Here is a 26987-nt window from a genome sequence, read left to right on the forward strand (position 1 = left end):
CCGCTCAGGGGTAGATGCGGACCGGGGTGGAGACATCGGTCTCGGGGCGGACCGGGAAGCCGGCGATGCCATCGGGTCCGCGGTACGTGACACCGGCGACGATCCCGTCGGTCCCCGTGAGCGTCAGCTGCTTCGCCGTCTGCACCGGCAGCGTGACCGTTGCGCCGGACGCGATCGCGAGCGTGCGTCGCTCATCGCCGGAGCGCACCGTCACCGAGCGGTCCTCGCGCGTGGGGTTCACGAAGTTCAGTCGGACGCCGTCGCCGGGTGCGATCGCGGTGATCGCGCGGTCACCGAGCGGCTCGGCGGACGCGAACCAGCCCAGGTCGGTGCCGTCGCCGTTGCCGTCGGTCGGCGTCGTGGTGCGGGCGCCAGCGACGACGGGCTCGGTCGAGGTCACGGTGAAAGAGTACCGGCCGTCCGGGAAGTCGTCGAGCGCGACGTCCGTCACGACCCCGGGCTCCGCGGTCGCGTTGACGGTCGAGCCACCGCCGTCGGCCGTGCTGATGCCGAGCGTCACCCGAGCCGACTTGTCGCCCGGTACGAACAGCCGGACGATGGGCGCGGCGTCGGCGGTGTCGTCGCCGCGCTGCGCCGCCTGGGTGTCGGCGAGCACGACCCCCGGGATCACCTGCACTCGCGAGGGCGCGGCACCGCCGGAGACGATGTCGTACCCGCCCGGCGTGAGCGTGCGGACGACGGTCTCCTGCATGTGCGCGACGATCTGCCCGCCGGACGACGTCACGTGCACGACGGTCGATGCAGCGTCCGAGACGAAGCCGGACAGCGGCACGACCTTCTGCGTGTTCGGCGCGACGACGATGCCGGTCGTGCCCGGTGCGCTGACGGTCCCGCTGCCGTCGTGGATCGTCAGGTCGACGGTGGCGTTCACCTCGGTCGGGTTCGACAGCGTCACGAGGCTGGTGCGTCCGGTCTCCGTGGAGCCGCCGACGAGCCAGGTGGACCGGCTCGGGTCGTCGCACGACGCTGCTCCGGCGCCGACCAGGTCGCCGCTGGAGACGCTCTGGTAGCTGCTGCCGGCGACCTGCGGGGTGGTCTCGCCCGCCGGGGCCGTGAGCAGACGAGGGTCGCTCCCGCCGGTGGTCGACGGATCGAGCGCCGAGCGGTCGACCGTCGAGCCCGTCGTCGCCGTCGCGATCGTGGCCGAACCGACCGTGCTCGCGGTCGTGGCGTCGTTGCCGGCGTCGTCGGACAGCCGCAGGGCGCTGCCGGCACAGACGCGCTCGGCGGCGGCGGGCACCGGCGTCACGGTGCGTCCGGCCGGCCGGCCGGGGTCGGACTCCGTGCCGAAGGCGTGTGCGGCGGTGACGGCGCCCGCGGCGACGACCACGGCGACCGCGGTGGCGGTCCCGCGGACGACCCACCGACGGACGGAGGCGGGGGTGGGGCTCATTCGTCTCGCTCCTCGTCGAAGGTGGTGGCGGGCTCCTCGGCCTCGATGACGTTCGAGGTGGCGCGGCGTCGGCGGGGCGCGGTCGGCACGGCGAGCAGGGCCGCGGCCCCGAACACCACGCCGAGCACGACCAGGTACAGCACGTGCGTGGCCTGGGTGGCGGCCGAGCCGGTGCGCACGCGGTCGACCTCGCCGTCGTAGTGGAACAGCTGGCCGGTCGCGGTCTCGCCGATGGCCGTGAACCGCGCGTCCTGCCCGATCGCCCCGGCGGCACGGTCGTGCACCGCGCGGGCCTCGGGGTCGTCGCCGGCGTCGTCGATGAGCACGAAGCTCACGCCGAGCTCCGCGAGCGCCGGACGCGGGTCGTACCCGCTGCGGCTCGCGAGGTTGCCGGCAAGCGTGGTCAGTCGCGCCCCGGACTCGCTCAGACGCAGAGCCGTCGCGTCGAGGGTCGACTGGTCGTCGAGCGTCGAGCCCTGCCCGCGCTCGAGCGTGACCGCGAGCGAGCCGTCGTCCTGCGGCACCACGACGAGCGTGCCCACGTCGGGGTTCGCCTGCGCCTCGGCGTTCACGTAGGCGCTCAGCACGCGGCCGGTGGTCGGCTCGATCGTGGCGTTGCCGAGGTAGAACGCGGCGAAGGCCGGCGCGACGGCGACCCCCGTGAGCACCGTCGCGGCGAGACCCGCCACCGGCGCGGCCTTCGGCAGCACGTCGATCCCGATGCAGGCGGCCACGACCAGGGCGAGCCAGTACACCGAGAGCCCGCTGCCCGGCCACACGATCGTGGTCGTCGAGCCGACGCCCGTCACCGTCACGTGCGTCGCCGCGAACGCGGTCGCGAACCCGAGGAGTGCCACCACGAGCGCGGCACCCGCGACGGCCCAGCGGTGGCCGAGCATCGCGCCGATGGCGGCGGCCGCCACCGGCAGCGCGAGCACGGCCATGACGACCGGCAGCACCACCGCGGCGATCGCCAGGCCACTGGTGACGGGCAGCCAACCGCTCCAGTCGGGCAGGGGCTGACCGATCGCCAGCTGCAGCGCGGACGGCGCACGGGTCGCCGACGGCACACCGGGGTCGGCGAAGACGGCGAGCAGGTTGCCCCTGGCCGCCTGCGCGAGCACCAGCGGCAGGAAGAGCACGACGGTGGGCACCGGGATGAAGACCCGACGGTGCGCGCGCCGCCAGCCGACCAGCAGCGCCACGAGCCAGCAGACCAGCAGGACCGGCAGCAGCGACGGCGCCGAGGCCGCGACGACGGCGAAGAGCAACGAGGCGCCGGACGCCCAGGCCCACGAGCGGTGCGCCTCGAGGACGGCGAGGAACAGCCACGGCAGGACCACGTGCGCGATCACGGCACCGAGGTGGCCCGTCGTGACCGCCCCGACGAGCGAGGGGGCGATGGCGTAGAGCGCCGCACCGATGACCGGCACCCAGGTGCGCGTCGTGACCTTGCGGACCGCGAACCAGGCACCGAGGGCGGACAGCGGGAACGCCACGAGCATCACGAGCACGACCGCGGTCGACGGCGACCAGAAGACGATCGAGCCGAGCACCGCGAGGACGGCCGCGAACGGGTCGGACGGACCGGTGAAGCCGGTGCCGAGCGAGTGCCAGCCGTAGCCGACGTTCTGCCAGAGCTGGCCGGGTGTGGCGCTGAGCGGCAGGAGACCGCCGCCCGTCAACGCCGGCGAGCCGAGCAGCGGGTAGAGGGTCACGACGCTCAGGACCGCGGCGGCCAGGACCACCCAGATCCCGCCGTCGCCCAGGAACGACGCCCGCGCGATCGGGGCGTCCTCGACCCGGGCGAGTTCGGCGTCGCGCGTGGTGGTGCGGTGCTCGTGCAGGCGTCGCCAGCTCACCCGCAGGGGTTCGATGGCCGCCCACCCAAGTTTCTGGGTCCGCGCCAGGTTCTTCCGCGCCCGGCCCGTGCCCCCGCCGAAGGCGACGGCGAACGCGGCCGCCAGCTCGGGCACGACCGCAGCGGGGTGCTTCGCGACCAGGTGCCCGAGGGCACGACCGACCGCGAACGGCACGAGGGTCAACCAGTGCAACCACAGCAGGCCGACGGGTGCGTAGACCATCCGCCGGTGCAGCTGCGCCTGCCGGTGGATGCGGACGCGCCGGGCCTCGGACACGCGCTTGCGCCCGAACTCCTCGATGGGTCCGGCGCTGGTGACCCGTGCCTCCGGCACGAGGGCGACCCGGTGCCCGGCGAGCCGGACCCGGGTGCAGAAGTCGAGTGCGGCGTCGACGTCCGGCAGTGCCGGGTCGAACCCGCGGAGCTCGTTCCAGACCGAGCGGCGCACGAGCATGCCGCCGGCGCTGACGGCGAGCACGTCGGTGTTGCGGTCGTGCTGTCCCTGGTCGAGCTCGTCCTGCACGAGCACGACGGACCGGCCGAAGCGGGTCGTGCTCTCACCGAAGGCACGGATGCGCGAGGGGTCGTCGTCGGCGACGAGCTTCGGCCCCGCGACGACGACCGACGGTGCGATCTCGACGGCGGACAGCAGGTCGGCGAGCGCGGTCGGTGCCGGCGCATTGTCGTGTCCGAGCACCCAGAGCCACTCGTCGACGGGCTCGTCGGTGGCGGCCGGCGGGGCGGCGCGCTCCCCCTGGCGCACGGCGTCACCGAACGCGACACCGGCCGGCAGCCGGACGAGCCGGGCGGACCCGCCGAACGACAGCTCGGCGGTCGACCCGTCGGTCGAGCCGACGTCGACGACCACGAGGTTCTCGGGGTGGCGCGTCTGCGCGGCGAGCGCGTCCAGGGTCCGGTCGAGGTGGTCGGCCCCGTTCGCGGCGACGAGGATCGTGGTGACGCGGGGCTGGGAGACGCTGGGCTGCATGACGGGCGTCACTCTACGGTCTGGAGGCCCGGGGTCGGCTGCGCAGGGCGGCGCGCCGTGAACCTCGGGGTGCGCTCACCGCGAGGTGCAGGAAGAGCGCTGGACGGCTGGCCCCGGCGTCCTCGTCGCAGGCTCCTCAGAACGAGGTGGCCGGGTTCCGGCGCCTTCGTCGCAGGCTCCTCAGGGGCGCAGCTGCACGGCGCTGGCGCGCCGTGGGCGCAGCTACGCCCGCTTCCGCAGCTTCCGGCGCTCGCGCTCCGACAGCCCGCCCCAGATGCCGAAGCGCTCGTCGTTCTCGAGCGCGTACTCGAGGCACTGCGCACGGACCTCGCAGGACGTGCAGATCTTCTTCGCCTCGCGCGTCGAGCCGCCCTTCTCGGGGAAGAACGCCTCCGGGTCGGTCTGCGCGCAGAGCGAGTCGACCTGCCACGCGAGCGGGTTCTCCTCGTCGTCGGACTCCGGTCGCCGGACACCCGGGACGCCGAGCGCCACGGGGTCGACGTGCCAGTCCTCCGGAACTCCGGCGCGGAAGTCGGAACCGTTCACCCTGATCACCCCTGACGTCTCGATGACGAACCACGACGGATTGCCGTCGTTGCCTGTAATTACAGCGGTGTCATTCGCTGGAGTCAAGTCGCGGATCATAGAAGGCACTGACCGCTTCGGCGTGTCATGTCCCCCGTTTGGGCGTGTCGCACTGCGTCGGTCGACCTTCCGGGGGACAGCAAGCCCCGTCCTGCCGGCTCAGGAGGCGCGGCGCCGCGCCTCCCAGGCGCTCGAGACCATCTCGTCCAGGGTGTGCCGCATGGCCCACTCGAGGTCGCGTCCGGCCGCCTCGCCGGTGGCGACGATGCGCGCCGGGTCGCCGGGTCGGCGGGGTGCGACCTCCGGCTCGAAGGCGATGCCGGTGCCGGCCGCCATGGCGTCCATGATCTGCCGGACGCTCACGCCGTCGCCGCTGCCCAGGTTGTAGGCGCGGTCGAGCGGCTCCCCCGCCTCGAGCTTGCGGGCCGCCACGGCGTGCGAGTGGGCGAGGTCGGCCACGTGCACGTAGTCGCGCACGCAGGTGCCGTCGGGGGTCGCGTAGTCGTCGCCGTTGATCCGCGGGGTGCGGCCGGCGAGCAACGCGTCGAACACCAGGGGGAACAGGTTGTGCGGGCTGGCGTCGTACAGGTCCGGCTCCCCCGAGCCGACGACGTTGAAGTACCGCAGCGACGTCGTCGTGAAGCCCGCAGCGACCTCCATGTCGCGCAGCAGCCACTCGCCGATGAGCTTCGACTCGCCGTAGGGCGACTCGGGGTTCTTCGGCGTCGACTCGACCACCGTCTCGACGTCCGGGGTGCCGTACACGGCGGCACTGGACGAGAACACGACCTTCGTCACGCCGGCGTCCGCCATCGCACGGAGCAGGGTCGCCGTGCCGGTGACGTTCTGCTCGTAGGTGTGCAACGGACGGTCCACCGAGACGCCGGCGTACTTGTACCCGGCCACGTGCACCACGCCCGTGACGTCGTGCTCGCTGAAGGTGCGCGCGAGGAGCTCGCCGTCGAGGATCGTGCCCTCGACGAACGGCACGTCGTCGGGCACGAAGGCCCGGAAGCCGCTCGAGAGGTCGTCGAACGCGACCGTGTCGATGCCCGCCGCACGCAGCGCGCGGACGACGTGGGACCCGATGTACCCGGCACCGCCGGTGACCAGCCAACTCATGGTCGCCACGCTAGCGGACGACGACGACGCCCCGGTGGCGGGGCCCGGACCGGTCCGGGTCGGCTAGGCCCCGGTGGCGATGAAGACGGTGGAGGTGACGCCGTCGGACGAGTCCGCCTCGACGGTGACGTCGCCCTCGTCGGGGGTGATGAAGCAGGACTCACCCCTGCGCAGCAGCGTCGCCGACCGCGCCCCGACGAGCGTGACGACGCCCTCGGTGCAGATCGCGATGGACGGCCCCGACAGCGGAGCGACCCCGCCCGTGCTCAGCCCCGCCGGACGACCGTCGCCGCTGACCCGCAGCAGCGCGAAGCCGACGCCCTGCGGCGCGAACCGGTCGACGCCGGGGCCGACGTGCTCCGGCTCGAGCACCGGCGCCGGGTACGCGGTGAAGTCGAGCACCCGCAGCAGCTCCGGCACGTCGACGTGCTTCGGCGTCAACCCGCCGCGGAGCACGTTGTCCGACGGGGCCATCAGCTCGATGCCCAGGCCGTCGAGGTAGGCGTGGATGTTCCCGGCGGGCAGGTACATGGCCTGACCGGCGGACAGCGTGACGCGGTGCATGAGCAGGGAGACGACGATCCCGGGGTCCCCCGGCCAGCTGGCGGCCAGGTCACGCACGGTGCGGGTGTTCGGGGTGAGGTGGTCCTCGTCCGTCGCGGCAGCGAGGTCGCCGGCCGCCTGCACCACGGCGAGCGCCGACTCGTCGGCCGTCTCGAGCCACCGGACGGTGTCCTCGAGTCCGTGCAGCAGGTGCACCTCGAGCGGCCCGAGCCGACCGGTGCCGGCGTCGAGGGCACGGACCTCGGCCAGGGTCTCCTCGACCGGACGGAAGCCGCTCAGTGCCTCGAACCGGTCGCTCAGCGCGACGACGAGCTCTGGCTTGGGGAACGGGTCCTTGTAGTTCCGGGCGGGGTCGTCGATCGCGACGCCAGCACGCTCCTCGCGCTCGTACCCCTCCTCCGCCTGCTCCGGCGTCGGGTGCGCCTGCAGCGAGAGCGGGGCCGCCGCCGCGAGCACCTTGAGCAGGAAGGGCAGCCCGGTGCGGTCGACGCCGAGCGCGGTCTCCGGCTCGTCGGCGATCCAGTCGCGCAGCGTGTCCGCGCCGCCGACCATGGCCGGGTTGACGACCACGCTGGGGCTGCCGGCGTGCGCGCCGAGCCAGAGCTCGGCCTGCGGGGCGCCGGTGACGGTGCGACCGAGGAGCTCCGGGATCGCCGTGACCGAGCCCCATGCGTAGTCGCGGGGGGTGTTCGTGATGCCGAGGAACATGGGCGAGAGCCTACCGGCGCTGCCGACGGGACTCCTGCTGACCGCGACCGGCCGGTAGCCTGGCGTCGTGACGAACACCTGGCCGCTGGCACGCGGGACCGTACCGGAGCGCGAGGCGTTCGCCTTCGGGGCGACCACCCTGTTCGTGCTGTTCGCGGGCGACGCCGTGCCGAACACCCTGACCTGGGTCGGCGCCGGGGTCCTGTGGGCGGCGGTCGCCGTGTGGGGCGTCACCGTGCTGGTCCGGGCGAAGCCGCCGCTCGTGCGCACCCCGTGGGCGCTGTGGGCGTTCCTGGGCTGGTGCCTCGTCACGCTGATCTGGTCGCACTGGCGGTTCGCGACGCTTCCGAGCCTGTTCGTGCAGGTGGTCTGTGCCGCGGTGGCCTTCGCCATCGCCTCGACCCTGACGTGGCGCCGGATCGCGGACGCACTGAGCCTGGCGCTGCGCTGGGTCCTGCTGCTCTCGCTCCTGTTCGAGGCCGTCGTCGCGGTGGTCGTGCGGCACCCGATCGCGCCGATCTGGACCGACTACGGCGATGCCGACATCCCCGACGCGTTCTACTTCTCACGCGCCGAGCTCTTCACCGGCGGCCGGATCCAGGGGCTGCCGGGCAACGCGAACCTGCTCGCGATGGTGGCCCTGCTGGTCGCGATCGTCGTGGCGGTGCAGTTCGCCGAGGGCCGGTTGCGTCGGAACCAGGCGATCGGCTGGCTCGTCGTCGCCGGGCTCGGGCTCGTCCTGACCCGTTCATCCACGGTCCTCGCCGCCGCTCTGGTGGTCGTCCTCGTCGCCCTGGCCGCCGTCGCGATCCGCCGGGTGCCCACCGAGCGCCGCACGCCGCGCTACCTGCTGGTCGCCGCCGGTGCCGCCGTGGTGGCCGTCGCCGGCGTGCTGCTGCGCGGCCCGGTGTCCGAGCTGCTCGGCAAGGGCTCCGACGCCACCGGTCGGGGCGAGATCTGGGCGAAGGTGCTCGGACTGATCGACCAGCACCCCGTGGTCGGGTGGGGCTGGATCGGCTACTGGTGGCCCGGCATCCCGACCCTCGCCGACCTCGCCCACCGCAAGGGCGTCGTCTACCTGCAGGCGCACGACGCCTACCTGGACGTCTGGATGCAGACCGGCATCGTCGGCCTGGTGCTCTTCGCCGTCTACGTCGTCACCACGCTCTCGCGGTCGTGGGCCTGCGCCACCCGCATCGGGTACGACGCGGCGCTCCGCCCGCGCACGTTCGACCCGGTGTCGCTCCTGCCGCTGCTCGTCGTCGTCGCCCTGCTGGTGCAGTCCGTGGCCGAGTCGCGGTTGCTCTACCAGGGCAACTGGGTGCTGTTCGCCCTGTTCGCGATCAAGACCCGCATCGTGCTGACCGGCGAGGAGCCCGTCTCTGCCGGTGACGGCCCCCGGACGCCGCCCGCGGCGCGTGCGTTCCGCTGGGCCGGCTCACGCTGAGGCGCCGCTCCCGCTGACCCGCTCGGCACGGACGAAGGCGATGCCGACGAGGACGAGCAGTCCCCCGGTCAGCTGCAGCGCCGCCAGCGTCTGGCCGAGGAGGATCCAGGCCGACACCGCTGCTGCGACGACCTCGAGCAGACCGGCGAACGAGGCGAGACGACTCCCGAGGAGCCGGGACGCGACGATGCTCGTGGCGTACGCGAACGCGGTCGCGACGAGTCCGATGACGAGCGTCGGCAGCCACCAGGGCACCTGCCGGCCGAGGACCTCGACCGGCGTCACGGCAGCGGAGAGCTCGACGATCCCGAGCACGCCGAGGACGCCGAGGAGTGCGGCGCCGACGAGCAGGCTCGCGGCCGCGAACGCCACGCTCGAGACGTCGCCCGGCGTGCCGGCCGAGACGACGAAGTAGACGGCGAGGCAGACCGTCGCCCCGGCAGCCAGGAGCACGCCGAGGGGATCGAGCGCCTGCCCGCTCGGTGACACCACGAGCAGGAGCCCGGCGATCGACGTGCCGGCGCCGATCAGCACGACCGCCGCCGGGCGGCGACGCCGGAGCACCCAACCGGTGAGCACGAGGAGGACCGGGGCCGTGTACTCGATCAGGATCGCGGTGCTCACCGGGATGTGCTCGATCGCCGAGAAGTAGCACAGCTGCGTGCCGACGACCCCGAGGGCGGCCATCGCCAGGACCCGCCACCGCGCTGCCCAGAGCGCCCGGTACCGGCCCCGCTGCGTGGACACCGCGAACGGGAGGAGCACGATCCCACCGATGGCCGCCCGGACGGCGACCGCTGCGCCCGGCGTCCACCCGGAGTCGAGGAGCGGTTCGACGAACGGGCCGGACAACCCGAAGGCGACAGCGGCCGCCACGGCGCTGAGCAGCCCCGTCGACCGCGGTGTCCGTGTCACGATGAGCACCTCACGTCAGGGTTGATCGAGCTGTTGCTCCTGACGGTACGCTCGGCATTCGTAAGGAGTCAGAATGTTCTTTGCCCCTGACACGGACGAGGCGCTCACGTTCGACGTCGCGCTGATGAACACCGTCGCCGGTGCGTCGCCCTCAGGTCGTGACGAGATCGCCGACCCGGGCCAGCTCGCCGGGTTCGTCGACCGGTTCCGGTTCTCCGGACGGGTCGACGGGGACGCCGCCGAACTCGATGCCGTCCGATCGGTGCGCACGCTCCTGCGGTCGGCCTGGACCCTCCCCCCGGACGAGATGGTGGCGTTCGTCAACGACGTCCTCGCGACACGGGATGCGCGGCCGCGGCTGACGCGGCACGACGGAACGGACTGGCACCTCCACGCGACGCCCGAGGACGCGGCGCTGGCGGACCGCATCGCGGTGGAAGCGGCGATGGCCCTGGTGGACGTCGTCCGCTCCGGACGGACCGGACGGCTCCGGGAGTGCGCTGCCACCGACTGTGACGGGCGACTCGTCGACCTCTCGAAGAACGGATCGAGACGGTTCTGCAGTGTGCGCTGCAGCAACCGCACGAACACGGCGGCGCACCGGGCGAGGAAGGCGACCCGGGCTGCTGGCACGGAGGGCTGAGCGCGCCCTCGACCCACGGCTAACCGGTCAGCGCATCAACCACGCGCAGGCCACCGGCGACGACCACGGGTTCGACCGCACCCGCGCGACCTGCAGGGTCGGGTCCGCTCGGCAGGCCTCCGCGGCCGCGGGCAGCTGCTCGGCCCACACCGGCCCGTCGCTCCGCCGTGTGTCCGCGGGGGCGACGTGCAGGACGGCAGCGGCCACGACGGCGGTGACCACGCACCAGCCGGCGAGCGCCCCGACCAGGCGACCCGCACCTCCCGTCCGTCGCGCCGCACGCGACCAGCGTCCGGAGTCGACGAGCGCGGCGGCGGCGACCACCACGGCACTCACCAGGAGCAGGCCGGCGGCCGCGGCGTAGCGCTGCGGCGGCAGGCCGGCCATCGCGGCGACCGGGGCGGACCAGCGGGTGCCGGAGCCGCCGTTGGCGACCAGGGCGGCGGCCCAGACGGCGACGGACGCCAGGGTGAGCGCGACGACCATCCACCGGGTGCGTGTCGGGGCGACCACGACGGCTGCCACCAGGACGACCAGGAGCACGACGGCGGGGACGAGGACCACCGCCCAGCCGCGTGCGACGACGGCGCTCAGGACGGCGCCGAGGTGCGGGTCCCACGCGCCGGACACGGGTCGGAGCAGGTAGCCCGCCAGCACGTCGCGCAGGGCGGGCACCACGGGGGTGAGCGCACGGGGGCTGGTCCGGGTCGTGATCCCCTGCACGGCGAGCCCCACGATCGCCGTCGCGGTGACGGGCAGGGCGAGCAGGCGGCGGTGCCGGCCGGTCTGGTCGGTGTCCGGCCCCGCCCAGGCCAGGAGCAGCAGCGGCAGGAACAGGACGGTCAACGGTTCGGTGAGGACGGCTGCCCCCGCGACCACGGCGAGCGCGGCGGCTCCCCACCACGAACGTGCCCGGTACGCGAACACCCAGGGCACGAGGACGAGCAGGTACCAGTGCAGGTTGGCGGCGTTGCCGCTGATCTCGCGGGGTGCGAGCGGCAGGACGACGGGCACCGCGGCGAGCACGACCCGGAGCGACGCGGGACGGACGGTGTCGCGGGACAGCACGAACACCAGCGCGCAGACCCCGCCGACCAGCAGGCACGACGTCAGTGCGACGACCTGGGCGTAGCGGGCCGCCGGCAGCGCGTAGCCGAGGTCGACGACCAGCCGCGGCACCAGGTGCACGTAGCCGGCGTACGGGTGCAGCAGGGTGTCGATCGGCCCCATCGCGATGCGCTCCCGCAGGAAGACGCCGCCGTCCTCGGCCCAGACGGTGTTCCGGGGCACGGGGCCGAGTCGGTACCAGGCCAGGGCGGCCGCGAGCAGACCGAGGACGAGCGCGACGAGGGGGACGCCGGCGACCCTGCGCACGAGGTCCATCCGGTGAGGATAGTTCTGAGATCGCGCATCGTCGATACAGCCACTCCGCGATGTGGTCGGCTCGTCCCGGGGTCGTGCGCCAAGATGGACGGGTGACGGACGGCCGGGTGAGCAGACACGTGCTCGGGCGCCGGTACCTGTCCGCCTGGATCGGCTTCTCGGCCGGTGGACGGTTCAGCCAGGCGCTCGCGACGGTCATCGTGCTGTTCGCGTTCGGACAGCCGACCGTGCAGGCCCTGGTCGGGCGGGCCGGCACGTGGGCCGTGCTCCTGACGCTGTTCGTCCTGGCCGGGCTGAGCCTGCTGGGGCAGCGCTACCGCATCGAGTGGCACGGGGTCCTGCCCCTGTCGCTGCTCGCGTTCGTGGGGTACTGCGCCCTGAGCGTGCTGTGGAGCGAGTACTCCTGGTTCGCGCTCCGGGGCCTCGTGCAGACCATCTGCTTCATCGGGCTCGGGTTGTACCTGGCGCTCGGCCGCGACCTGGTGCAGGTGATCCGGGCCTCCGGCGACGCGTTCCGCATCCTGCTCGTCACGGCCCTCGGGCTCGAGGTCCTGTCCGGCCTGGTCCTCGACGTGCCGTTCCCGGCGTTCGGCATCCGCGGCGACATCGCCTACGGCGGGCCGATCCAGGGCATCGGCGGCACGCGCAACTTCATGGGGTTCATCGCGGCGATGGCGCTCGTGACCTTCGTCGTCGAGTTCCTGACGCGGTCGGTCACGGTGTGGCGCGCCGTGGCGTCGACCTCGCTGGCCGTCATCGCCCTGATGCTCGTGCAGTCCCCCATCACCGGGCTCGCGATGATCGCCCTCGCCGTGACCGCCCTGGCGCTCTGGTCGCTCCGACATGCGCGACCGGCGACACGGCCGGTGGTCAACGCCGTGCTCGGCGCGGCGGTGCTGCTGACGCTGGTCGTCGCGGTGCTCGCCCGTGGTCGGCTGCTCGCCGAGATCGGCGCCGCGGGCGGCACGGCGACCCGCACCGACCTGTGGTCACAGATCCGGGTGCTCGTCGAGCGCTACCCGATCCAGGGCTGGGGCTGGGTGGGCACCTGGCCCACGGAGCCCGTGGTGCCCTACGTCACCCTGATCGACCCCGCCGGGGCACGCTTCACCTCGGGGCTCAACGCGTTCGTCGACGCCTGGCTGCAGATCGGGTTCGCCGGCACGATCATCCTGGGCGTCACGGCGCTGCTCGCGTTCGCCCGGGCCTGGGTGACCGCGACGACGTTCCCCGGGGTGGCGTACGTGTGGCCGGCCGCGGTGCTCGTGCTGCTGGCCGTGACGAGTACGGCGGAGAGCTACCTGCTGCACGGGGCCGGCCTGATGTTCTTCGTGACCGTGCTCGTGGTGGCCGCTCGACGCCGGTCGTGGCGGCGGCACCTGCCGCGCTCGTAGCGCGCGCTGCGCGCGACCCACCGACGGCCGGGAGGCCCGTCACGGCCCCGCACCGCGCCTCCAGGCCGTCACGCCGGACGTTCCGCGCCCGCGAGCGCGAGCGCTACGAGCGGGTGCGGCGCCCGAGACGGCGCTGCAGCCCCCACTGGGTGACGCGGAGCATCGCCTCGACGACGATCGAGCGGCTCATCTTCGACACCCCGTGCACGCGGTCGCGGAAGCGGATCGGCACCTCGACGATGCGGCCGCCCAGGGCGTCCACCCGCAGGGTCATGTCGACCTGGAAGCAGTAGCCCTTCGAGTCGACCGAACCGAGGTCCATGCGCGCGATCGCGGTGGAACGGTAGACGCGGTAGCCGGCGGTGATGTCCCGCACGTCGAGGCCGAGCACCCACCGCGCGTAGGTGTTCGCACCGCGGCTGAGCGCCTGGCGACGCAGCGGCCAGTCGACGACCGATCCCCCCGGCACCCAGCGGGAGCCGATGGCGAGCTGGACGTCGTCGGAGGACGCCACGGCGTCGATGAGGGCCGGCAGCCGGTCGGCCGGGTGCGAGCCGTCGGCGTCCATCTCGACGAGCAGCGGGTACCCGCGCTCCAGACCCCAGCGGAACCCGGCCACGTAGGCCGTGCCGAGGCCGAGCTTGCCGGCGCGCTGCAGCAGGTGCACCCGGTCGTCCTCGACGGCCATCGCACGCACGATGTCGCCCGTCCCGTCGGGGCTCCCGTCGTCCACCACGAGCAGGTGGACGCCGGGAGACGCCGTCAGGACGGCGGACGCGATGGTCCGGATGTTCTCGGCCTCGTCGTACGTCGGGACGATGACGAGGGCCGTGGTCTCGCCCGGGGTCACCGGTTGAGACGCCGCTTGACCTTGCCGACGACGCTGCGCGGGCCCTCGGTGCGCAGGTAGTGCACGGCGCGGCCGAGGTCGTACCGGACGCCGGAGAGCTTCTTGCGCTCCGGGACCCGCACGCGCATCGTGTGCGGCGCGAGCGTCGTCGTGGTGTCGCGCACCGACTTGTCCGCCGCGCGGATCGGGTTGCGGCAGAACTCGACGAGCGGGGCGAGGACGTTCTCCCACGTGAACTGCTCGCGCACGCGGTCGACGTTCGCGATGAACTGCGTGCGGGCCTTCTTGTCGAACAGCGCCGTCTCGAGCGCCGCGGCGAGGCCGTCGACGTCCTGCTCGTGCACCGCGATGCCGAGCTTCTCCTCGGCGACCAGGTCGCCGAAGGAGTCGCCCGCCGTCGTGACGATCGGCAGGCGCGCCCACAGGTAGTCGAGGATGCGGGTGCGGAACGAGAACGTCGTCTCGAGGTGCTCGTAGTGCGTCGAGACGCCGGCGTCGGCTTCGAGCAGGTAGGCGCCGCGCTCCTCGTACGGGATCCACTGGTCGTTGAAGAAGACGTGCTTGCCGGTGAGACCCAGGGCGTCGGCCTCGGCGCGGACCTTCGCGACGATGTCCATCTCGGGCACGTCGGGGTTGGGGTGCTGCACGCCCATGAAGAAGAGCTTGACCGACGGACGGCGCTCGGCGAGCTGCGCGATCGACCGGACGAGGGTGATCGGGTCGAACCAGTCGTAGATGCCACCGCCCCAGACGACGAGCTTGTCGTTCTTGCCGATGCCGGGCACGACGCCCTTGACCCGCTGCTGGTCGTGCACCGGCGGGGTCGAGGACAGGCCGAACGGCACGACGCCGATGAGCGAGCGCAGGTCGGCGTCGCGCGAGTACGTCCGGGCGTTCACGCGGCCGGAGCCGGCGAGCTGGCCGAGCCAGAACATCCGCTGCCGCTCCGACGCGCAGATGAAGTAGTCGCCGAGCTCGAGCTGGTGGTTCAGCGTGTCCGATGCGTCGAGGATCTGGCGGTTCCACTTGTCGACGTCGTCGCTGCGGCCCTGCTCGAGCTGCTCGAGGTGCAGCGGGTCGTACACGTCGACGACCAGGATCTTGCTCGTCGACTCGAGCACCGGGAACAGTCGGAGCGCGTGGCCCTGCACGATGATGACGTCGGCCCAGCCCTCGTGCTCGACCATCTGGCGCGGGTGGCGGTGCGGGACCGTGACGACCTCGTAGGACGGGTCGATCTGCGACGAGCGGGTCAGGCTGACGACGCGGACGTCGTGCTCGGACGCGAGCTGCTTCGCCATCTGGGTCGCGCGGATCGCCGGGCCGGCCATCTTCGCGCCGATCGAGTCCCCCGTGATGATGAGCACGCGGCGGCGGGTGCCGACCTCGAGCACGCCCAGGGAGTGCACGATCTTGTCGTAGCCGGCCAGGTAGTTCTCGATCGGGTAGGCGGGCTCGTCGCGGTTGCCGAACAGGCGCAGGAGCTCGCGGTCCGAGCGCACACGGGTGGCCTGGATCGCGCGTCGCGACTCGGTCATCGACGGCAGCTGCTCGACGAACTGGTCGACGCCGTAGATGCCGGCCATGCTCGTCTTCGGCACCGGGATGGTGGGCACGCTGTCGTCACCCGGGTTGCGCAGGTCGAGCTCGGTGGAGTCGAGCTCCCCGCGGCCCACGGCACGGCGGACGGCGAGGGCCAGCGACCCGGGCAGGGCGGCTGCGAGCTGCTCGTCGCCGAGGTTCTTGTAGAGCGTGAACAGCGCGTTCCGCTCGAGCAGGTAGGTCTCGCGGAAGTCGCCGAACTTGTTCATCGACGCGTGGTGCTTGTGGAACGCGACCGACTTCGGCTGGTACCGGAAGCGCCAGCCGAGCAGGTTGAGGCGCCAGCCCAGGTCGACGTCCTCGTAGAACATGAAGTAGCGGTCGTCGAAGCCGTCGAGCTGCTCGAAGAGCTCGGCGCGGATGAACATCGCCGCACCGGTGCCGAACAGCACGTCGGTCTCGCTCTCCCAGCGGCCGGTGTCCGGGGACCCGGCGAAGGGCTTGTAGCCCATGCCGTACCAGGTCATCGCCGCCTCGGTGAAGTCGACGTTGACGCCCTCCCAGTCGAGCACCTTCGACGCGACGGCGCCGATGTCGGCACCGGACGCGAACGTCGCCATCGCCTCGCGCACCCAGCCGGTGTCCGGACGGGCGTCGTTGTTGAGGAACGCGACGACCTCGCCGGAGGACTTCGCGACGCCGAGGTTGCAGCCGCCGGTGAACCCGAGGTTCGCGCCGGCGTCGATGAGGGTGAAGTCGAGCTCGGAGGCCTGCAGTCGGCCGAGGTGCTCCGGGCCGGACCCGTTCTCGACGACGATGACCTCGAGCTTGTCCTGCGGCCAGTCCTGCTTGCGGAGTTCCGCGATGCTCGTCAGGGTGTCGTCCGTGCCCTTGTAGTTCACGAGGATGACGGACACGACTCCCGGCTTGCGCTCTGTCACGCGGGTTCCTCCAGCAGCTGCCGCGCGGAGCGCGGGTCGATGGCTCGGCCGCGGGGTGCCGCGGACCGATGACACCCTACAAGGCGCGCCCCGCCACTCCCCTGTGGCGGGCGACGATTCGTGCAGAATGGCGTGCGTGACCGCCGTGATCCCGAGCACCCCCATGTCCTCCCCCCTCCGCGAGGAGTACGCGGCCATCGCGGCCGGCGAGCACGCGGAGGGGCCCCGCGGCACGATCCGCTTCGCGGTGTCGACCGCCGACCCGGACGAGGGCAAGGGCGACCTGTTCGTCGCGCTCGGCCTGGCCCGCGCGCTCCGCGCCGAGGGCTGGGGCGTCGCGATGTGGCCGCTCGAGCGCTGGGGCGAGGAGGTCCCGGCGGACACCGCCGTCGTGGTCAGCATGATCGAGTCGTTCGTGCCCGGGTACGTGCCCGCGGCGACGGCCCTGGTGGCGTGGGTGCGGAACTGGACCGCGAAGTGGGCGGCCCTGCCGTACCTGGACGAGTTCGACGCCGTGTGGACCTCGTCCGGGATCGCCCGTGACGCGGTCGCCGCGACCTACTCCGGCCCCGTCGAGGTCGTGCCGATCGGCGTCGACACCGAGCTCTTCACCACCGACGCTCCGGCTCCGCGCGAGCGCACCGACCGCGCCGTCACGACCGTCAACTTCTGGGGCGTCCGCCGACGCGTGCAGGACGTCCTGGCCGAGGTCGCCCCCGCCGAGCCGATCGTGTGGTTCGCCGCGAACGTCGACCACGTCGAGGCCTCCGCCGGCGTCGAGCTCCGCCCCGCCGTGTCGTACTTCGCCCTGCCCGAGGTCTACCGCGCCGCCGGGTTCGTCGTCGACGACGTCATCGCGCCGGCCGCCGAGTACGGCACCCTGAACTCCCGCCTGTACGAGTCGCTCGCCGCGGGGGCGCTGCCCGTCACCGACTGCGCGCTCGGACTCGACGAGCTCGGCCTGTCCGAGGTGCCCGTCTTCGACGACGCGGCCTCGCTCGAGCGGGCGCTCGCGATGCCGCGCGAGGAGCGCACCGCCCTGGTCGACCGCCTGCGCGCCGTGGTGGTCGAGCGGCACTCCTTCACCGCTCGCGCCGAGCAGGTGGGGCCTTCGCTCGACGCCGCCGTCACCGCGGCCTCCGGCCGGACCGGCGAGCGCGGGGCGTTCCTGCGCTGGGCGACCGCGCAGCGCGAGACGCTCCGGCAGGCCGAGCACGACCGTGACGTCCACCTGGCCGGCGTGCACGACATCAACGCGCGCCTGGTCGCGTCCGAGCAGCAGGTCGGTGCCTACGACACCGCGCGACGCGCGGCCGAGGCGGAGCGCGACCAGATCGCGGCCCGCTTCCACGGCCTGACCCGGTCGCCCGAGTACCGGCTGCTGCACGGCGTGGGCCTGATGGCGCGGCGCGCGCGCCGCTGACGGCGGTCGTCGCGGCTCGCTTCGTGAGCAGGAACGGTCGAGTCCGCCCGCTGGACCCGACCGTTCCTGCTCACGATCCGCTTGCCGGTCACGCAGCCCAGGACGGACGGGAGGTGGGCCCCGCCAGCCGGTACCGGCGCACCGCGCCAGCGGGGTGACGGCCGAGACTGGAGGGACGGTACCAGCTGGTACCGGGCCTCCCGTCCGTCGTGTGGTGACCGTCTACTGCACGGTGACGGTCTTGGTGCCGAAGCTCTTGTAGGTGCCGCTCGGCAGGTCCTGGAAGTACACGCGCACGGTGTGCGTGCCCTTCGACAGGCCGGTGAACGTCCGCGCCAGGCCGACGTCCGAGCCCCAGTCCGGGTGCGCGGCCTGCACGTCGGTGCGGATCGCGTTCGCGGTGCCGGGCGAGACCGCCTTGCCGTCCAGGTGGATCTTGTACTTGACCGGGTCCCAGACGTCCGGGTCGATCGCCCAGCCGGCGACCGAGATGGTCCCCTTGCCACCGGTGGCCGTCTCGTACTTGCCCGTGACGGAGCCGGTCTTCCCCGTCTTGCCGGTGGTCGGCGGGTCGGTGACCGTGACGCTCTTCGTGCCGAAGCTCTTGTACGTGCCGCTCGGCAGGTCCTGGAAGTACACCCGGACGGTGTGGGTCCCGGCCGTGAGGTCCGGGATGGTCAGGGACAGACCCACGTCCGAGCCCCACGCGGGGTGCGCGGCCTCGACGTCGGTCCGCTTGGCCTTCGCGACGCCCGGGGCGATCGCGACGCCGTCGACGTGGATCTTGTACGCCACCGGGTCCCAGACGTCGGGGTCGATCGCCCAGCCGCGCACCGTGGCGCTGTGCACGCCGCCGGTCACCGACTCGTAGGCGCCCGTCACCGAGCCGGTCTTGCCGGTCTTGCCGGTGTCCCCCGACGTCGGCGGGGCGGTCGTCGCGCTCGCCACCGTCACGGTCTTCGTGCCGAAGCTGACGTACTTGCCGCTCGGCAGGTCCTGGAAGTAGACGCGGACGGTGTGCTTGCCGGCGCTCAGGCCGGTGAGCCGGAGCGTGAGTCCGACGTCGGAACCCCAGTTCGGGTGGTTCGCCTGCACGTCGGTGCGGGTGGCGTCCGCGACACCGCTGTCCGTGCTGACGCCGTCGACGTGGATCTTGTACTTGACGGGGTCCCAGACGTCCGGGTCGATCGCCCAGCCGCGCACCGTGGCCGTGCCGACGCCGCCGGTGACGGAGTCGTACGAGCCGCGCACCGAGCCGGTCTTGCCCGTCTTCCCGGTGGTCGGCGGCGTGACCGTGACGGACTTCGACGCGACCTTGACGTACTTCGTGCCCGGCTTGTCCTGCACGTACAGCGTCACGGCGCGCTTGCCGGCGGTGATGCCGCCCATCGTCTTCGCGAAGCCGAGCGTGGTGCCGACGCCCGGGTAGACCTTCGCGACGTCGGTGCGGGTGCGGTCCGCCGTGCCGGTGGCCTTGCTCACGCCGTCGACCAGGATCTTCCACGCGCCGGGCTTGGACGAGTCGGGGTCGAGGACCCAGCCGCTCGCCGAGATGGTGCCGGCACCGCCGGTCACCGAGTCGAGGACGCCCTTCGGCGGCGCGCTCGTGACGGTGCGGGTGTAGCAGCCGAGCAGCGTGTTCGCGCCACGCCCCTGGTTGATGGCGTAGGTGCAGACGGAGTGCTTGCCGAGGCTCAGCCCGGTCAGCTCGGCCTCGAACCCGTGCTTGGTGTTGTTCGCGCCGAGGGTGCCGGCCAGGTCGCTGCGCGTCTTGTCCGCCGTGACCGTCTTCTCGCCGGCGCCGTCGACGTAGAAGGCGACGCGCAGGGGCGCGGTGGTGTCGGGGTCGGCGGCCCAGCCCTTCACGGTGAGGGTCGCGGTCGCGGTCGCGGTGACCGAGTCGACGTCGCCGGTCGGGCTGCCGTTGCCGGTCGCCGAGCCGAACCAGTCGGTGTACATGCGCCAGAAGTTGCGGTTGCCGTAGGCCGAGCAGCTGTCACCCGAGCCGTACAGGTTCGACATCGCGGCGCTGTTCGGCGTGTACGGGGTGTAGATGTACAGCCCGGCGGTGGCCTGGTTCTTGATGTAGACGTTCTTCCGACCGCAGGCGGCGTTCGGGTTGAGCAGGATCGCGTTGGTGCGGCCCGCCTGGTACGCCCACGAGGTCGGGGTGGCCTGGTAGCGCTTGAACTGCAGCCCCGCCGCGTAGACCTGCTGGGCGAACCCGCGGTAGGCCGGGTCGCACGGTGCGGTGTCCGGGCAGGCGAAGCCGGTCGCGTGCTGGTACATCCACGCGGTCGGCCGCGAGGACGAGACGATGCCCTGCTCCTTCTCGAGCAGCACGAGGAGCGCCTTCTGGCTGATGCCGCACGCGGCACCGACCTGGGCGATGATCGTCGCCGCCGACTTCTTGCCGCCCGCGATGGCCTTGCAGCGGCCGGAGACCGCACCGATCGTGTTGACGTTCTGGGAGAAGTCCTGCAGGCAGACCGGACCGCCGCTCTGCTGTCGGCAGTTCGGGGCGACGCTGTTGAGGAACGACTGCACCGACGTGGCGCTCATCGCGGAGCCGTTGTAGAAGGCCGCGTCGCTGATGATGTTGCCCGGGTCGAAGTCCGAGGCCACCGCGGCCGAGGCCGTCTGGGTGGTGGTCTGCTCGGCGAGCACGGTGCCGAAGGTCAGCCCGCTCGCCGCCACGGCGAGGGACGCCACCAGGGCGAGGGAACTCCGGAGTCCCCTGCGGGGAGAACGGGTCGAGCGCATCACGGCACCTCCGCCGGAAGGGGGTCGGACGTCGTCGACGCGGAGCCGACGGCGTAGGTCAGGGTGACGTCCCAGGTGCCGCTGCGCACCTGGGACGCGGGGAACGCGACCTGCGCGCAGTTCACCGAGGACGCGCTCGCCTCGGCGGAGCTCGTCGCGGTGCGGGAGACTCCGCCCTGCTCCGCGGTGAAGGTGCACGTGCCGCTGGTGTCCGTCGTGCCGGAGACGAGGCCGCCGGCCTGCAGGGTCTTCGAGCCGGTGTCCCAGCCGGCGTAGGTGACGACCGCGGTCGCCGGGAAGTCGGACGGGTCGGAGTCCGGCTCGTTCGTCGCGCCGGACCCGGGGAACGGACCGGGGGTGTCGTCGTCGTCCGGCTCGGCGGCGCCGTCGTCGGACGCCGGTGCCGAGGCGCTCGGCTCGGCGGTGGCGACGTCGTCGGTCGGTGCCGCGCTCGCGGTGCGCGAGGTCGACGCGGACGGCGTCGGGGTGGCGTCGTCGCCACCACCGGAGCAGCCGGCCACGAGGAGACTGAGTGCACCGACCACCGCGAACGCAGCGATCGGCCTGGATGCGAGGAGCATGCTGACGGGCCGTCCTGTGGGAGTTGACAAGGGTCCGGGTTGCGACAACGGTAACTCGAAAGTCAAGGTTGAGGGTTGGATCGACCGGAATCACCCCCACTCGGGGTGCACGACGGCCGTCGTCCAACCCCGTCGCGCGGGCCCGGTGAGTATGCTGTTCCGGTCCTGCCCCCACGAACGAAGAGACACATGGTCGATCAAGCCCGCATGACGGCGCTCGCCAAGGAACCCCTCGTCGTGATCGGCGCCCCGACGAGCGCCTTCCGAGGAACATGGCGAGAGCTGCGCGACGTCTTCCGGCAGCGCGAGATGCTCGGCATGCTCGTCCGCCGCGACCTGAAGGCGCGGTACAAGGACTCGGCGCTCGGGTTCGTGTGGACGTTGGTGCGTCCGCTGACCCAGCTGCTCATCTACTACTTCGTGATGGGCCAGGTGCTCGGCGCCGCGAAGGGCATCGACAACTTCGCGATCTACGTCTTCACCGGACTGACCGCGTACACGCTGTTCAGCGAGATCGTGGCCGGGTCGACCAGCTCGATCGTCGGCAACAGCGGCCTCATCAAGAAGGTCTACGTGCCGCGCGAGGTGTTCCCGCTCGCGAGCGTCGGCGCCGCGCTGGTCAACTTCACCATCCAGTTCGCCATCCTGCTCGCGGCGACCGTGGTCATCGGGGTGTTCCCGTTCCACGAGGGGCTGCTCTACCTGATCCCCTCGCTCGCCGTGATCCTGGTGTACGGCGCGGCCATCGGCCTGGTGCTCTCGGCGCTCAACGTCTACCTGCGCGACGTGCAGTTCGTCATCGACGTCGGCCTCATGGTGCTGCTGTGGGCGTCGCCGATCGTCTACTCGTACTCGATGGTCGTCGCGCGCCTCAACATCGACTGGCTGCTCGCCATCTACACGAACAACCCGCTCACCCTGGCCGTGCTCGGCATGCAGAACGCGATCTGGCTGCACGACCCGGCCGACGTGGCGTACCCGTCGCACCTGCTGCTGCGGCTCGCGATCGCGTTCGTGATCGGGGTCCTGCTCCTCATCGGGGCGCAGCGGATCTTCTCCCGCCTGCAGGGCAACTTCGCGCAGGAGCTCTAGACCATGGCCATCAGCACCCCCGTCGCACCGGCGACCACCGACGGCACCGCCGACCGACCCGACGTCATCGTCGTCGACCACGTGCGCAAGCGCTTCACCGTCCGCAAGGACAACACGCTGCGCGAGCGCATCGTCACCCTGGGCCGCGCGGGCCGCAAGCACCGGCAGGACTTCTGGGCCCTGAACGACGTCACCGTGTCGATCCAGGCCGGCTCGACCGTCGGGCTCATCGGCCAGAACGGCTCCGGCAAGTCGACGCTGCTCAAGGCGATCGGCGGCATCATCCAGCCGACGTCCGGCACCGTCTCGCGCCGTGGCCGCCTGGCCGCCCTGCTCGAGCTCGGCGCCGGGTTCCACCCGGATCTGTCCGGCCGCGAGAACGTCTACCTGAACGCCGCCCTGCTCGGCCTGAGCCGGAAGCAGACCGACGAGAAGTTCGCCGACATCCTGGCGTTCTCGGGCATCGGCGACTTCATCGACACCCAGGTGAAGTTCTACTCGTCGGGCATGTACGTGCGGCTCGCCTTCGCCGTCGCCGTGCACACCGACCCCGACGTCCTGCTCGTCGACGAGGTCCTGGCCGTCGGCGACGAGGCCTTCCAGCGCAAGTGCCTCGACCGCATCCGCACCTTCCAGGAGGCCGGGAAGACGATCATCATCGTCACGCACTCGCTCAGCCAGGTGCAGGAGATGTGCGACCGCGTCGTCCTGCTCAACAAGGGCACGGTGCTGCACGACGGCGACCCGGTGGCCGCGGTGAGCAAGTTCCGCGAGGTCCTCGAGGAACGCCGACTCGGCGAGTCGAGCACCGACGTCGCCGTGGGCCGCGGCAAGGTCCTCGGCGCCAGTGTGCACGTCGACGGCAAGGCGCCCCGAGCCGAGGTCCTGCCCGGCGACGACCTGGTGGTCGAGATGGAGTTCGAGCACCTGGACGGCATCACCGACTGGGAAGCCGCGGTCCAGATCAACAACGCGTCCGGCCAGGTCGTGTACGGCACCACCACCGGCATCATGGAGCAGACCCTCCAGCCCCTGCACGGGCGCCGGAAGCTGCGGATGCGGATCGCCGACACCGCGTTCGGCACCGGCAAGTACTTCATCAACGTCTCGATGATGGACTCCGCCGGACGCCACCTGCACGACATGCCGGAGTGCGACTCGTTCGAGGTCCCCTCGTTCGGCAACGCCGTCGGCACCGTGTACGCCCAGCCCTCGATCGAGGAGCTCGACTGAACCCGGCCGACGGCGCCACCGGCAGCGCGGCAGACGGCACGCTGCGCACCGCGGTCGTCGTCGTCAACTGGGAGCGCGCCGACCTGACGACCGCCGCCGTCCGCGCGGTGCTCGCCGAGGGCACCGCCGACGAGGTCGTCGTCGTCGACAACGGCTCGTCCGACGACTCCGTGGCCGTGCTGCGCCGGGAGCTGCCCGAGGCGACCGTCCTGACGCGGCAGCACAACGGTGGGTTCGCCGCGGGCGCCAACACGGGCATCCGGCACACCGACGCCGACGTCGTCGTGCTCCTCAACAACGACGCGGTGCCCGCACCGGGCTTCGTCCGGGCGCTCCGTGACCACCTGGCGCGCGCCGCGCCCGAGGTGGCCGCGGTGACGGGCCGCATCGTGCTCGCCGGACGCTGGACGGGCCTCCCGGCCGGTGCGACGCCGGCACCCGGCCGACGCGTGCTGCGCGACCACGACGGCCACCTGTGGACGCCGTCCGCGGACGGCGAGGTCCGGCTCAACTCGACCGGCGTGCGCGTCGACCGCGACGGCAACGGCATGGACCGCGACTGGTTCGCCCCCGCCGACCGGGTCGCCGACGTCGACGTCTTCGGGTTCTCGGGCGGCGCGTCCGCACTGCGACGAGCGGCGCTCGACGACGTCGGCCTGCTCGACGAGTCGCTCTTCATGTACTACGAGGACACCGAGCTCGCCTGGCGGCTCCGCCGCCGTGGGTGGCGCGTCGAGCACGCCGCGGACGCCGTGGTCGAGCACGACCACTCGGCGTCGTCCGGCGTGCAGAGCGACCTGTTCGTCTTCCGCAACGCGCGCAACCGGATGGTCGTCGCGCTCTGGCACGCGCCCTGGCCGACCGTGCTGCGGGCGAGTGCCCGCACCCTGCTCCGCGCCCTGGTGGGACTGCGGTCCGGTTCCACCCGACGGGAGGCCCGGCTCGTCCTGGCAGCGTTCGCCGACGTCCTCGGGACCCTCCCGGCACACCTCGCGCGCCGGCTCCGCGAGACGCGTCGCGCGTCCGTCCCGCGCCGGACCGTGGACCCGGGCGCATGAGCGCCGCGGGCTATCCTGGACACTCCCCCGTCGACGAACCCGGTCTCGACGTCCCCGCCCGGAAGGACCACCGCGTGCCGCAGCTCACCGTCCTGGTCGACGGCACCGCGGTCCCGCAGGCACTCGGCGGCGTCGGGCGCTACGTCGAGGGGGTCGTGTCGCACCTGACGGACCCGACGTTCGACGTCCACCTGGTCGTCCGTCCCGTGCACGCCGCACACTTCCGGGCCCTCGCCCCGCACGCCACCGTGCACACCGCGCCGGGCTGGACCGACTCGGTGCCGCTGCGGTTCCTGTGGGAGCAGACCGGGCTGCCGGCGCTCGGCCGTCGACTCGGCGCCGCTGTGCTGCACTCGCCGCACTACACGTTCCCGTTCGGCTGGCGCGGCGGGTCCGTCGTCACGCTGCACGACGCCACGTTCTTCTCGAACCCGGAGTGGCACTCGCGCCTGAAGCGCACGTTCTTCACCTGGTGGAGCCGTCGGTCGCTGCGCACCCGGCCCGTCGTCGTCGTGCCCAGTCAGGCGACCGCGACCGAGGCCGCACGGGTCGTCAGCGGCATCCGCGCCGACGTGCGGGTCGCGCCGCTCGGGGTGGACCGGGCCGTGTTCCACGAGCCGACGACGGCCGAGGTCGAGGACGCCCGGATCGCCGCGACCCTGCCCGAGGGCGCGCCGTGGATCGCGTTCCTCGGCACGATCGAACCGCGCAAGAACGTCACGGCGCTGCTCGACGCGTACGCCTCGGTGCGGGCCACGCGTGCGGCCGCCGGCGCGGAGACCCCGTGGCTCGTGCTGTCCGGGGCCCGCGGCTGGGACGAGTCGGCCGTCGCACGCCTCGACGCCCTGCAGCCCGACGACCACGTGATCGAGGCCGGGTACCTGCCCCTCGAGGACCTCGCCGGCTACCTCGGCGGTGCGGAGTTCGTCGTCTACCCGTCGCTCGGCGAGGGCTTCGGCCTGCCGGTCGTCGAGGCGATGGCGTCCGGCGCCTGCGTGCTCACCACCCGGCGGCTGTCGCTGCCCGAGGTCGGTGGCGACGCGGCCGTCTACAGCGAGCCGTCCGCCACCGCGCTGGCCGCGGCGATGACGACGCTGCTCGACGACCCGTCGCTCGTGACGTCGCACCGTGCGGCGGCGCTGACCCGGGCGTCCTCGTTCACCTGGGAGGCCACCGCCGCCGTGCACGTTGCGGCGTACGAGTCCGTCGGTCGGGGTGTGCGGTGACCCGGGTCGCGGTGCTGACGGTCACCTACAACACCGGCGAGACCATCCGGCCCTTCCTGGCGAGCATCGCAGCGGCGTCGACCGAGCCCGTCGCCGTCGTCGTCGCCGACAACGGTTCGACCGACATCGACGCACTCCGGGCGATCGGTGAGTCGTACGGCGCCGTCGTGGTGTCCTCCGGCGGCAACCGGGGGTACGGCGGCGGCATCGACGCGGCGCTGGCGGCCCTCGACGACGTCCTGCCCGACGTCCGTCCGGAGTTCCTGCTCGTCACGAACCCCGACGTCGTGCTCGCGCCCGGGTCGATCGACGAGCTCGTGGCCGCTGCTGACCGGCTGCCGTCCGGCGGGTCGTTCGGGCCCCGGATCCTCGACGAACACGGCGAGACCTACCCGTCCGCCCGACAGCTCCCCTCGCTGCGCACCGGGCTCGGACACGCGGCGTTCTCGCGGTTCTGGCCGGCGAACCCGTGGAGCCAGCGGTACTGGTCGACCACGCGTGTCGTCGAGCGCGAGGCCGGTTGGCTCTCCGGCGCGTGCTTCCTCATCCGCACGTCGTTGTTCCGCGAGCTCGACGGCTTCGACGAGTCGTACTTCATGTACTTCGAGGACGTCGACCTCGGGCAGCGCGTCGGCCGCTCGGGTCGGGCGAACGTGTACGTGCCGACCGCCGTGGTGACGCACACCGGGGCGCACTCGACGTCGTCGAACCGGCGCCGGATGGAGATCGAACACCACCGCAGCGCCTACCGGTTCCTGTCGCGGAAGTACCGGGCGTGGTGGCTCTGGCCCCTTCGGGTTGCCCTGCACGCCGGCCTGTCGCTCCGCGCCCGCTGGGTGACGCGGAAGTAGCCCGGGGGCGCGGGCGTCGCGGGGCGCGGGTTTGCGGTGCGCATCTGCCGTTGCGCCCGCGCACGGTCATCGCGCCCCGACTCTTCGGGGCGCAACGACTGTGGCGGGGCGCGCGCGTCGGGCGTGGTGCGGAGGCCCCGGTGCAGCGCGCTCCGCACAACCGAAGTGCACGCGAACCGCGGGATCGCGCGGCTCGGACGCCCTTTGGTTGTGCGCCGGCACGGGCGGCGGCGACTCCTCCGCGTCGCGCCCCCGCACGGGCATCGCGCCCCGACTCCTCGGGGCGCAACGACCGCAGCGGGGCGCGCGTCGGGCGTGGCTTCGAAAGCCCCGGATCGAGTGCGCTCCGCACAACCGAAGTGCACGTGAACCGCGGGATCGCGCGGCTCGGATGCACTCCGGT

General features: G+C 72.6%; 20 protein-coding genes. 9 read left to right on the forward strand and 11 right to left on the reverse strand.

Features of this window, described 5'->3' with window-relative positions; all coding sequences use genetic code 11:
• Nucleotides 1-4: 4 nt before the first annotated feature.
• From LEL83_RS11135 to manA, 5 genes are all read right to left on the reverse strand, one after another.
• Nucleotides 5-1414, reverse strand: a complete 1410-nt coding sequence (locus LEL83_RS11135; RefSeq protein WP_225558856.1) for a DUF5719 family protein — start codon at nucleotides 1412-1414, stop codon at nucleotides 5-7.
• Nucleotides 1411-4263 (reverse strand): glycosyltransferase family 2 protein, encoded by a 2853-nt coding sequence (locus LEL83_RS11140; RefSeq protein WP_225558857.1) that lies wholly within the window; start codon nucleotides 4261-4263, stop codon nucleotides 1411-1413. The genes LEL83_RS11135 and LEL83_RS11140 overlap by 4 nt, the downstream gene beginning before the upstream one ends.
• Before the next feature lie 222 nt (nucleotides 4264-4485).
• The gene (locus LEL83_RS16250; protein WP_372454454.1) at nucleotides 4486-4818 is read right to left on the reverse strand and encodes a WhiB family transcriptional regulator; all 333 of its coding nucleotides are present in this window, start codon (nucleotides 4816-4818) and stop codon (nucleotides 4486-4488) included.
• A 189-nt stretch (nucleotides 4819-5007) separates the two neighbouring features.
• A complete protein-coding gene (gene galE, locus LEL83_RS11150; RefSeq protein WP_225558858.1) occupies nucleotides 5008-5970 on the reverse strand; it encodes a UDP-glucose 4-epimerase GalE in 963 nt (320 codons plus the stop codon).
• A gap of 63 nt (nucleotides 5971-6033) precedes the next feature.
• Entirely contained in the window at nucleotides 6034-7242 is a 1209-nt protein-coding gene (gene manA, locus LEL83_RS11155) for a mannose-6-phosphate isomerase, class I (protein WP_225558859.1), read from the reverse strand.
• A gap of 67 nt (nucleotides 7243-7309) precedes the next feature.
• Between manA and LEL83_RS16255 the strand changes: the two genes are divergently transcribed.
• The gene (locus LEL83_RS16255; RefSeq protein ID WP_225558860.1) at nucleotides 7310-8689 is read left to right on the forward strand and encodes an O-antigen ligase family protein; all 1380 of its coding nucleotides are present in this window, start codon (nucleotides 7310-7312) and stop codon (nucleotides 8687-8689) included.
• Here the strand turns inward: LEL83_RS16255 and LEL83_RS11165 are convergent.
• The gene (locus LEL83_RS11165; RefSeq protein ID WP_225558861.1) at nucleotides 8681-9604 is read right to left on the reverse strand and encodes an EamA family transporter; all 924 of its coding nucleotides are present in this window, start codon (nucleotides 9602-9604) and stop codon (nucleotides 8681-8683) included. The genes LEL83_RS16255 and LEL83_RS11165 overlap by 9 nt on opposite strands.
• A 73-nt stretch (nucleotides 9605-9677) precedes the next feature.
• Between LEL83_RS11165 and LEL83_RS11170 the strand changes: the two genes are divergently transcribed.
• Nucleotides 9678-10247 carry a CGNR zinc finger domain-containing protein gene (locus LEL83_RS11170; RefSeq protein ID WP_225558862.1) on the forward strand — a complete coding sequence of 190 codons (570 nt, stop codon included), beginning with the start codon at nucleotides 9678-9680 and terminating at the stop codon, nucleotides 10245-10247.
• A 27-nt stretch (nucleotides 10248-10274) separates the two neighbouring features.
• On the opposite strand, the gene LEL83_RS11175 is transcribed toward LEL83_RS11170, so the two are convergent.
• Nucleotides 10275-11630: a hypothetical protein gene (locus tag LEL83_RS11175; protein WP_225558863.1), complete on the reverse strand. Its 1356-nt coding sequence runs from the start codon at nucleotides 11628-11630 to the stop codon at nucleotides 10275-10277.
• A gap of 107 nt (nucleotides 11631-11737) precedes the next feature.
• Here LEL83_RS11175 and LEL83_RS11180 point away from each other — a divergent pair, with 107 nt between their 5' ends.
• Nucleotides 11738-13024 (forward strand): O-antigen ligase family protein, encoded by a 1287-nt coding sequence (locus LEL83_RS11180; RefSeq protein WP_225558864.1) that lies wholly within the window; start codon nucleotides 11738-11740, stop codon nucleotides 13022-13024.
• Nucleotides 13025-13127: 103 nt separating this feature from the next.
• Here LEL83_RS11180 and LEL83_RS11185 read toward each other — a convergent pair whose 3' ends face one another.
• Nucleotides 13128-13874, reverse strand: coding sequence for a polyprenol monophosphomannose synthase (locus LEL83_RS11185; RefSeq protein ID WP_225558865.1), 747 nt, complete (start codon nucleotides 13872-13874; stop codon nucleotides 13128-13130).
• Nucleotides 13871-16357: a glycosyltransferase gene (locus tag LEL83_RS11190; protein WP_225558866.1), complete on the reverse strand. Its 2487-nt coding sequence runs from the start codon at nucleotides 16355-16357 to the stop codon at nucleotides 13871-13873. The genes LEL83_RS11185 and LEL83_RS11190 overlap by 4 nt, the downstream gene beginning before the upstream one ends.
• A 136-nt stretch (nucleotides 16358-16493) precedes the next feature.
• Here LEL83_RS11190 and LEL83_RS11195 point away from each other — a divergent pair, with 136 nt between their 5' ends.
• A complete protein-coding gene (locus tag LEL83_RS11195; protein WP_225558867.1) occupies nucleotides 16494-17780 on the forward strand; it encodes a glycosyltransferase family protein in 1287 nt (428 codons plus the stop codon).
• Nucleotides 17781-18002: 222 nt separating this feature from the next.
• On the opposite strand, the gene LEL83_RS11200 is transcribed toward LEL83_RS11195, so the two are convergent.
• Together LEL83_RS11200 and LEL83_RS11205 are read right to left on the reverse strand one after the other, a co-directional pair.
• Nucleotides 18003-20492: a hypothetical protein gene (locus tag LEL83_RS11200; protein ID WP_225558868.1), complete on the reverse strand. Its 2490-nt coding sequence runs from the start codon at nucleotides 20490-20492 to the stop codon at nucleotides 18003-18005.
• A gap of 50 nt (nucleotides 20493-20542) precedes the next feature.
• On the reverse strand, nucleotides 20543-21124 hold the full coding sequence (locus LEL83_RS11205; protein WP_225558869.1) for a hypothetical protein: 582 nt from the start codon (nucleotides 21122-21124) through the stop codon (nucleotides 20543-20545).
• A 189-nt stretch (nucleotides 21125-21313) separates the two neighbouring features.
• Here LEL83_RS11205 and LEL83_RS11210 point away from each other — a divergent pair, with 189 nt between their 5' ends.
• The 5 genes from LEL83_RS11210 to LEL83_RS11230 are packed head-to-tail and all read left to right on the forward strand — an operon-like array spanning nucleotide 21314 to nucleotide 26584.
• Nucleotides 21314-22216 carry an ABC transporter permease gene (locus LEL83_RS11210; protein ID WP_225558870.1) on the forward strand — a complete coding sequence of 301 codons (903 nt, stop codon included), beginning with the start codon at nucleotides 21314-21316 and terminating at the stop codon, nucleotides 22214-22216.
• A gap of 3 nt (nucleotides 22217-22219) precedes the next feature.
• Nucleotides 22220-23449: an ABC transporter ATP-binding protein gene (locus LEL83_RS11215; protein ID WP_198656249.1), complete on the forward strand. Its 1230-nt coding sequence runs from the start codon at nucleotides 22220-22222 to the stop codon at nucleotides 23447-23449.
• Nucleotides 23368-24507, forward strand: coding sequence for a glycosyltransferase family 2 protein (locus tag LEL83_RS11220; RefSeq protein ID WP_225558871.1), 1140 nt, complete (start codon nucleotides 23368-23370; stop codon nucleotides 24505-24507). The genes LEL83_RS11215 and LEL83_RS11220 overlap by 82 nt, the downstream gene beginning before the upstream one ends.
• Nucleotides 24504-25733, forward strand: a complete 1230-nt coding sequence (locus LEL83_RS11225) for a glycosyltransferase family 4 protein (protein WP_225558872.1) — start codon at nucleotides 24504-24506, stop codon at nucleotides 25731-25733. Before LEL83_RS11220 ends, LEL83_RS11225 begins: the two co-directional genes overlap by 4 nt.
• The gene (locus tag LEL83_RS11230; protein ID WP_225558873.1) at nucleotides 25730-26584 is read left to right on the forward strand and encodes a glycosyltransferase family 2 protein; all 855 of its coding nucleotides are present in this window, start codon (nucleotides 25730-25732) and stop codon (nucleotides 26582-26584) included. Before LEL83_RS11225 ends, LEL83_RS11230 begins: the two co-directional genes overlap by 4 nt.
• The last annotated feature ends 403 nt before the right edge of the window (nucleotides 26585-26987 follow it).

Source organism: Curtobacterium oceanosedimentum (genome assembly GCF_020297365.1).
Taxonomy (GTDB): Bacteria; Actinomycetota; Actinomycetes; order Actinomycetales; family Microbacteriaceae; genus Curtobacterium.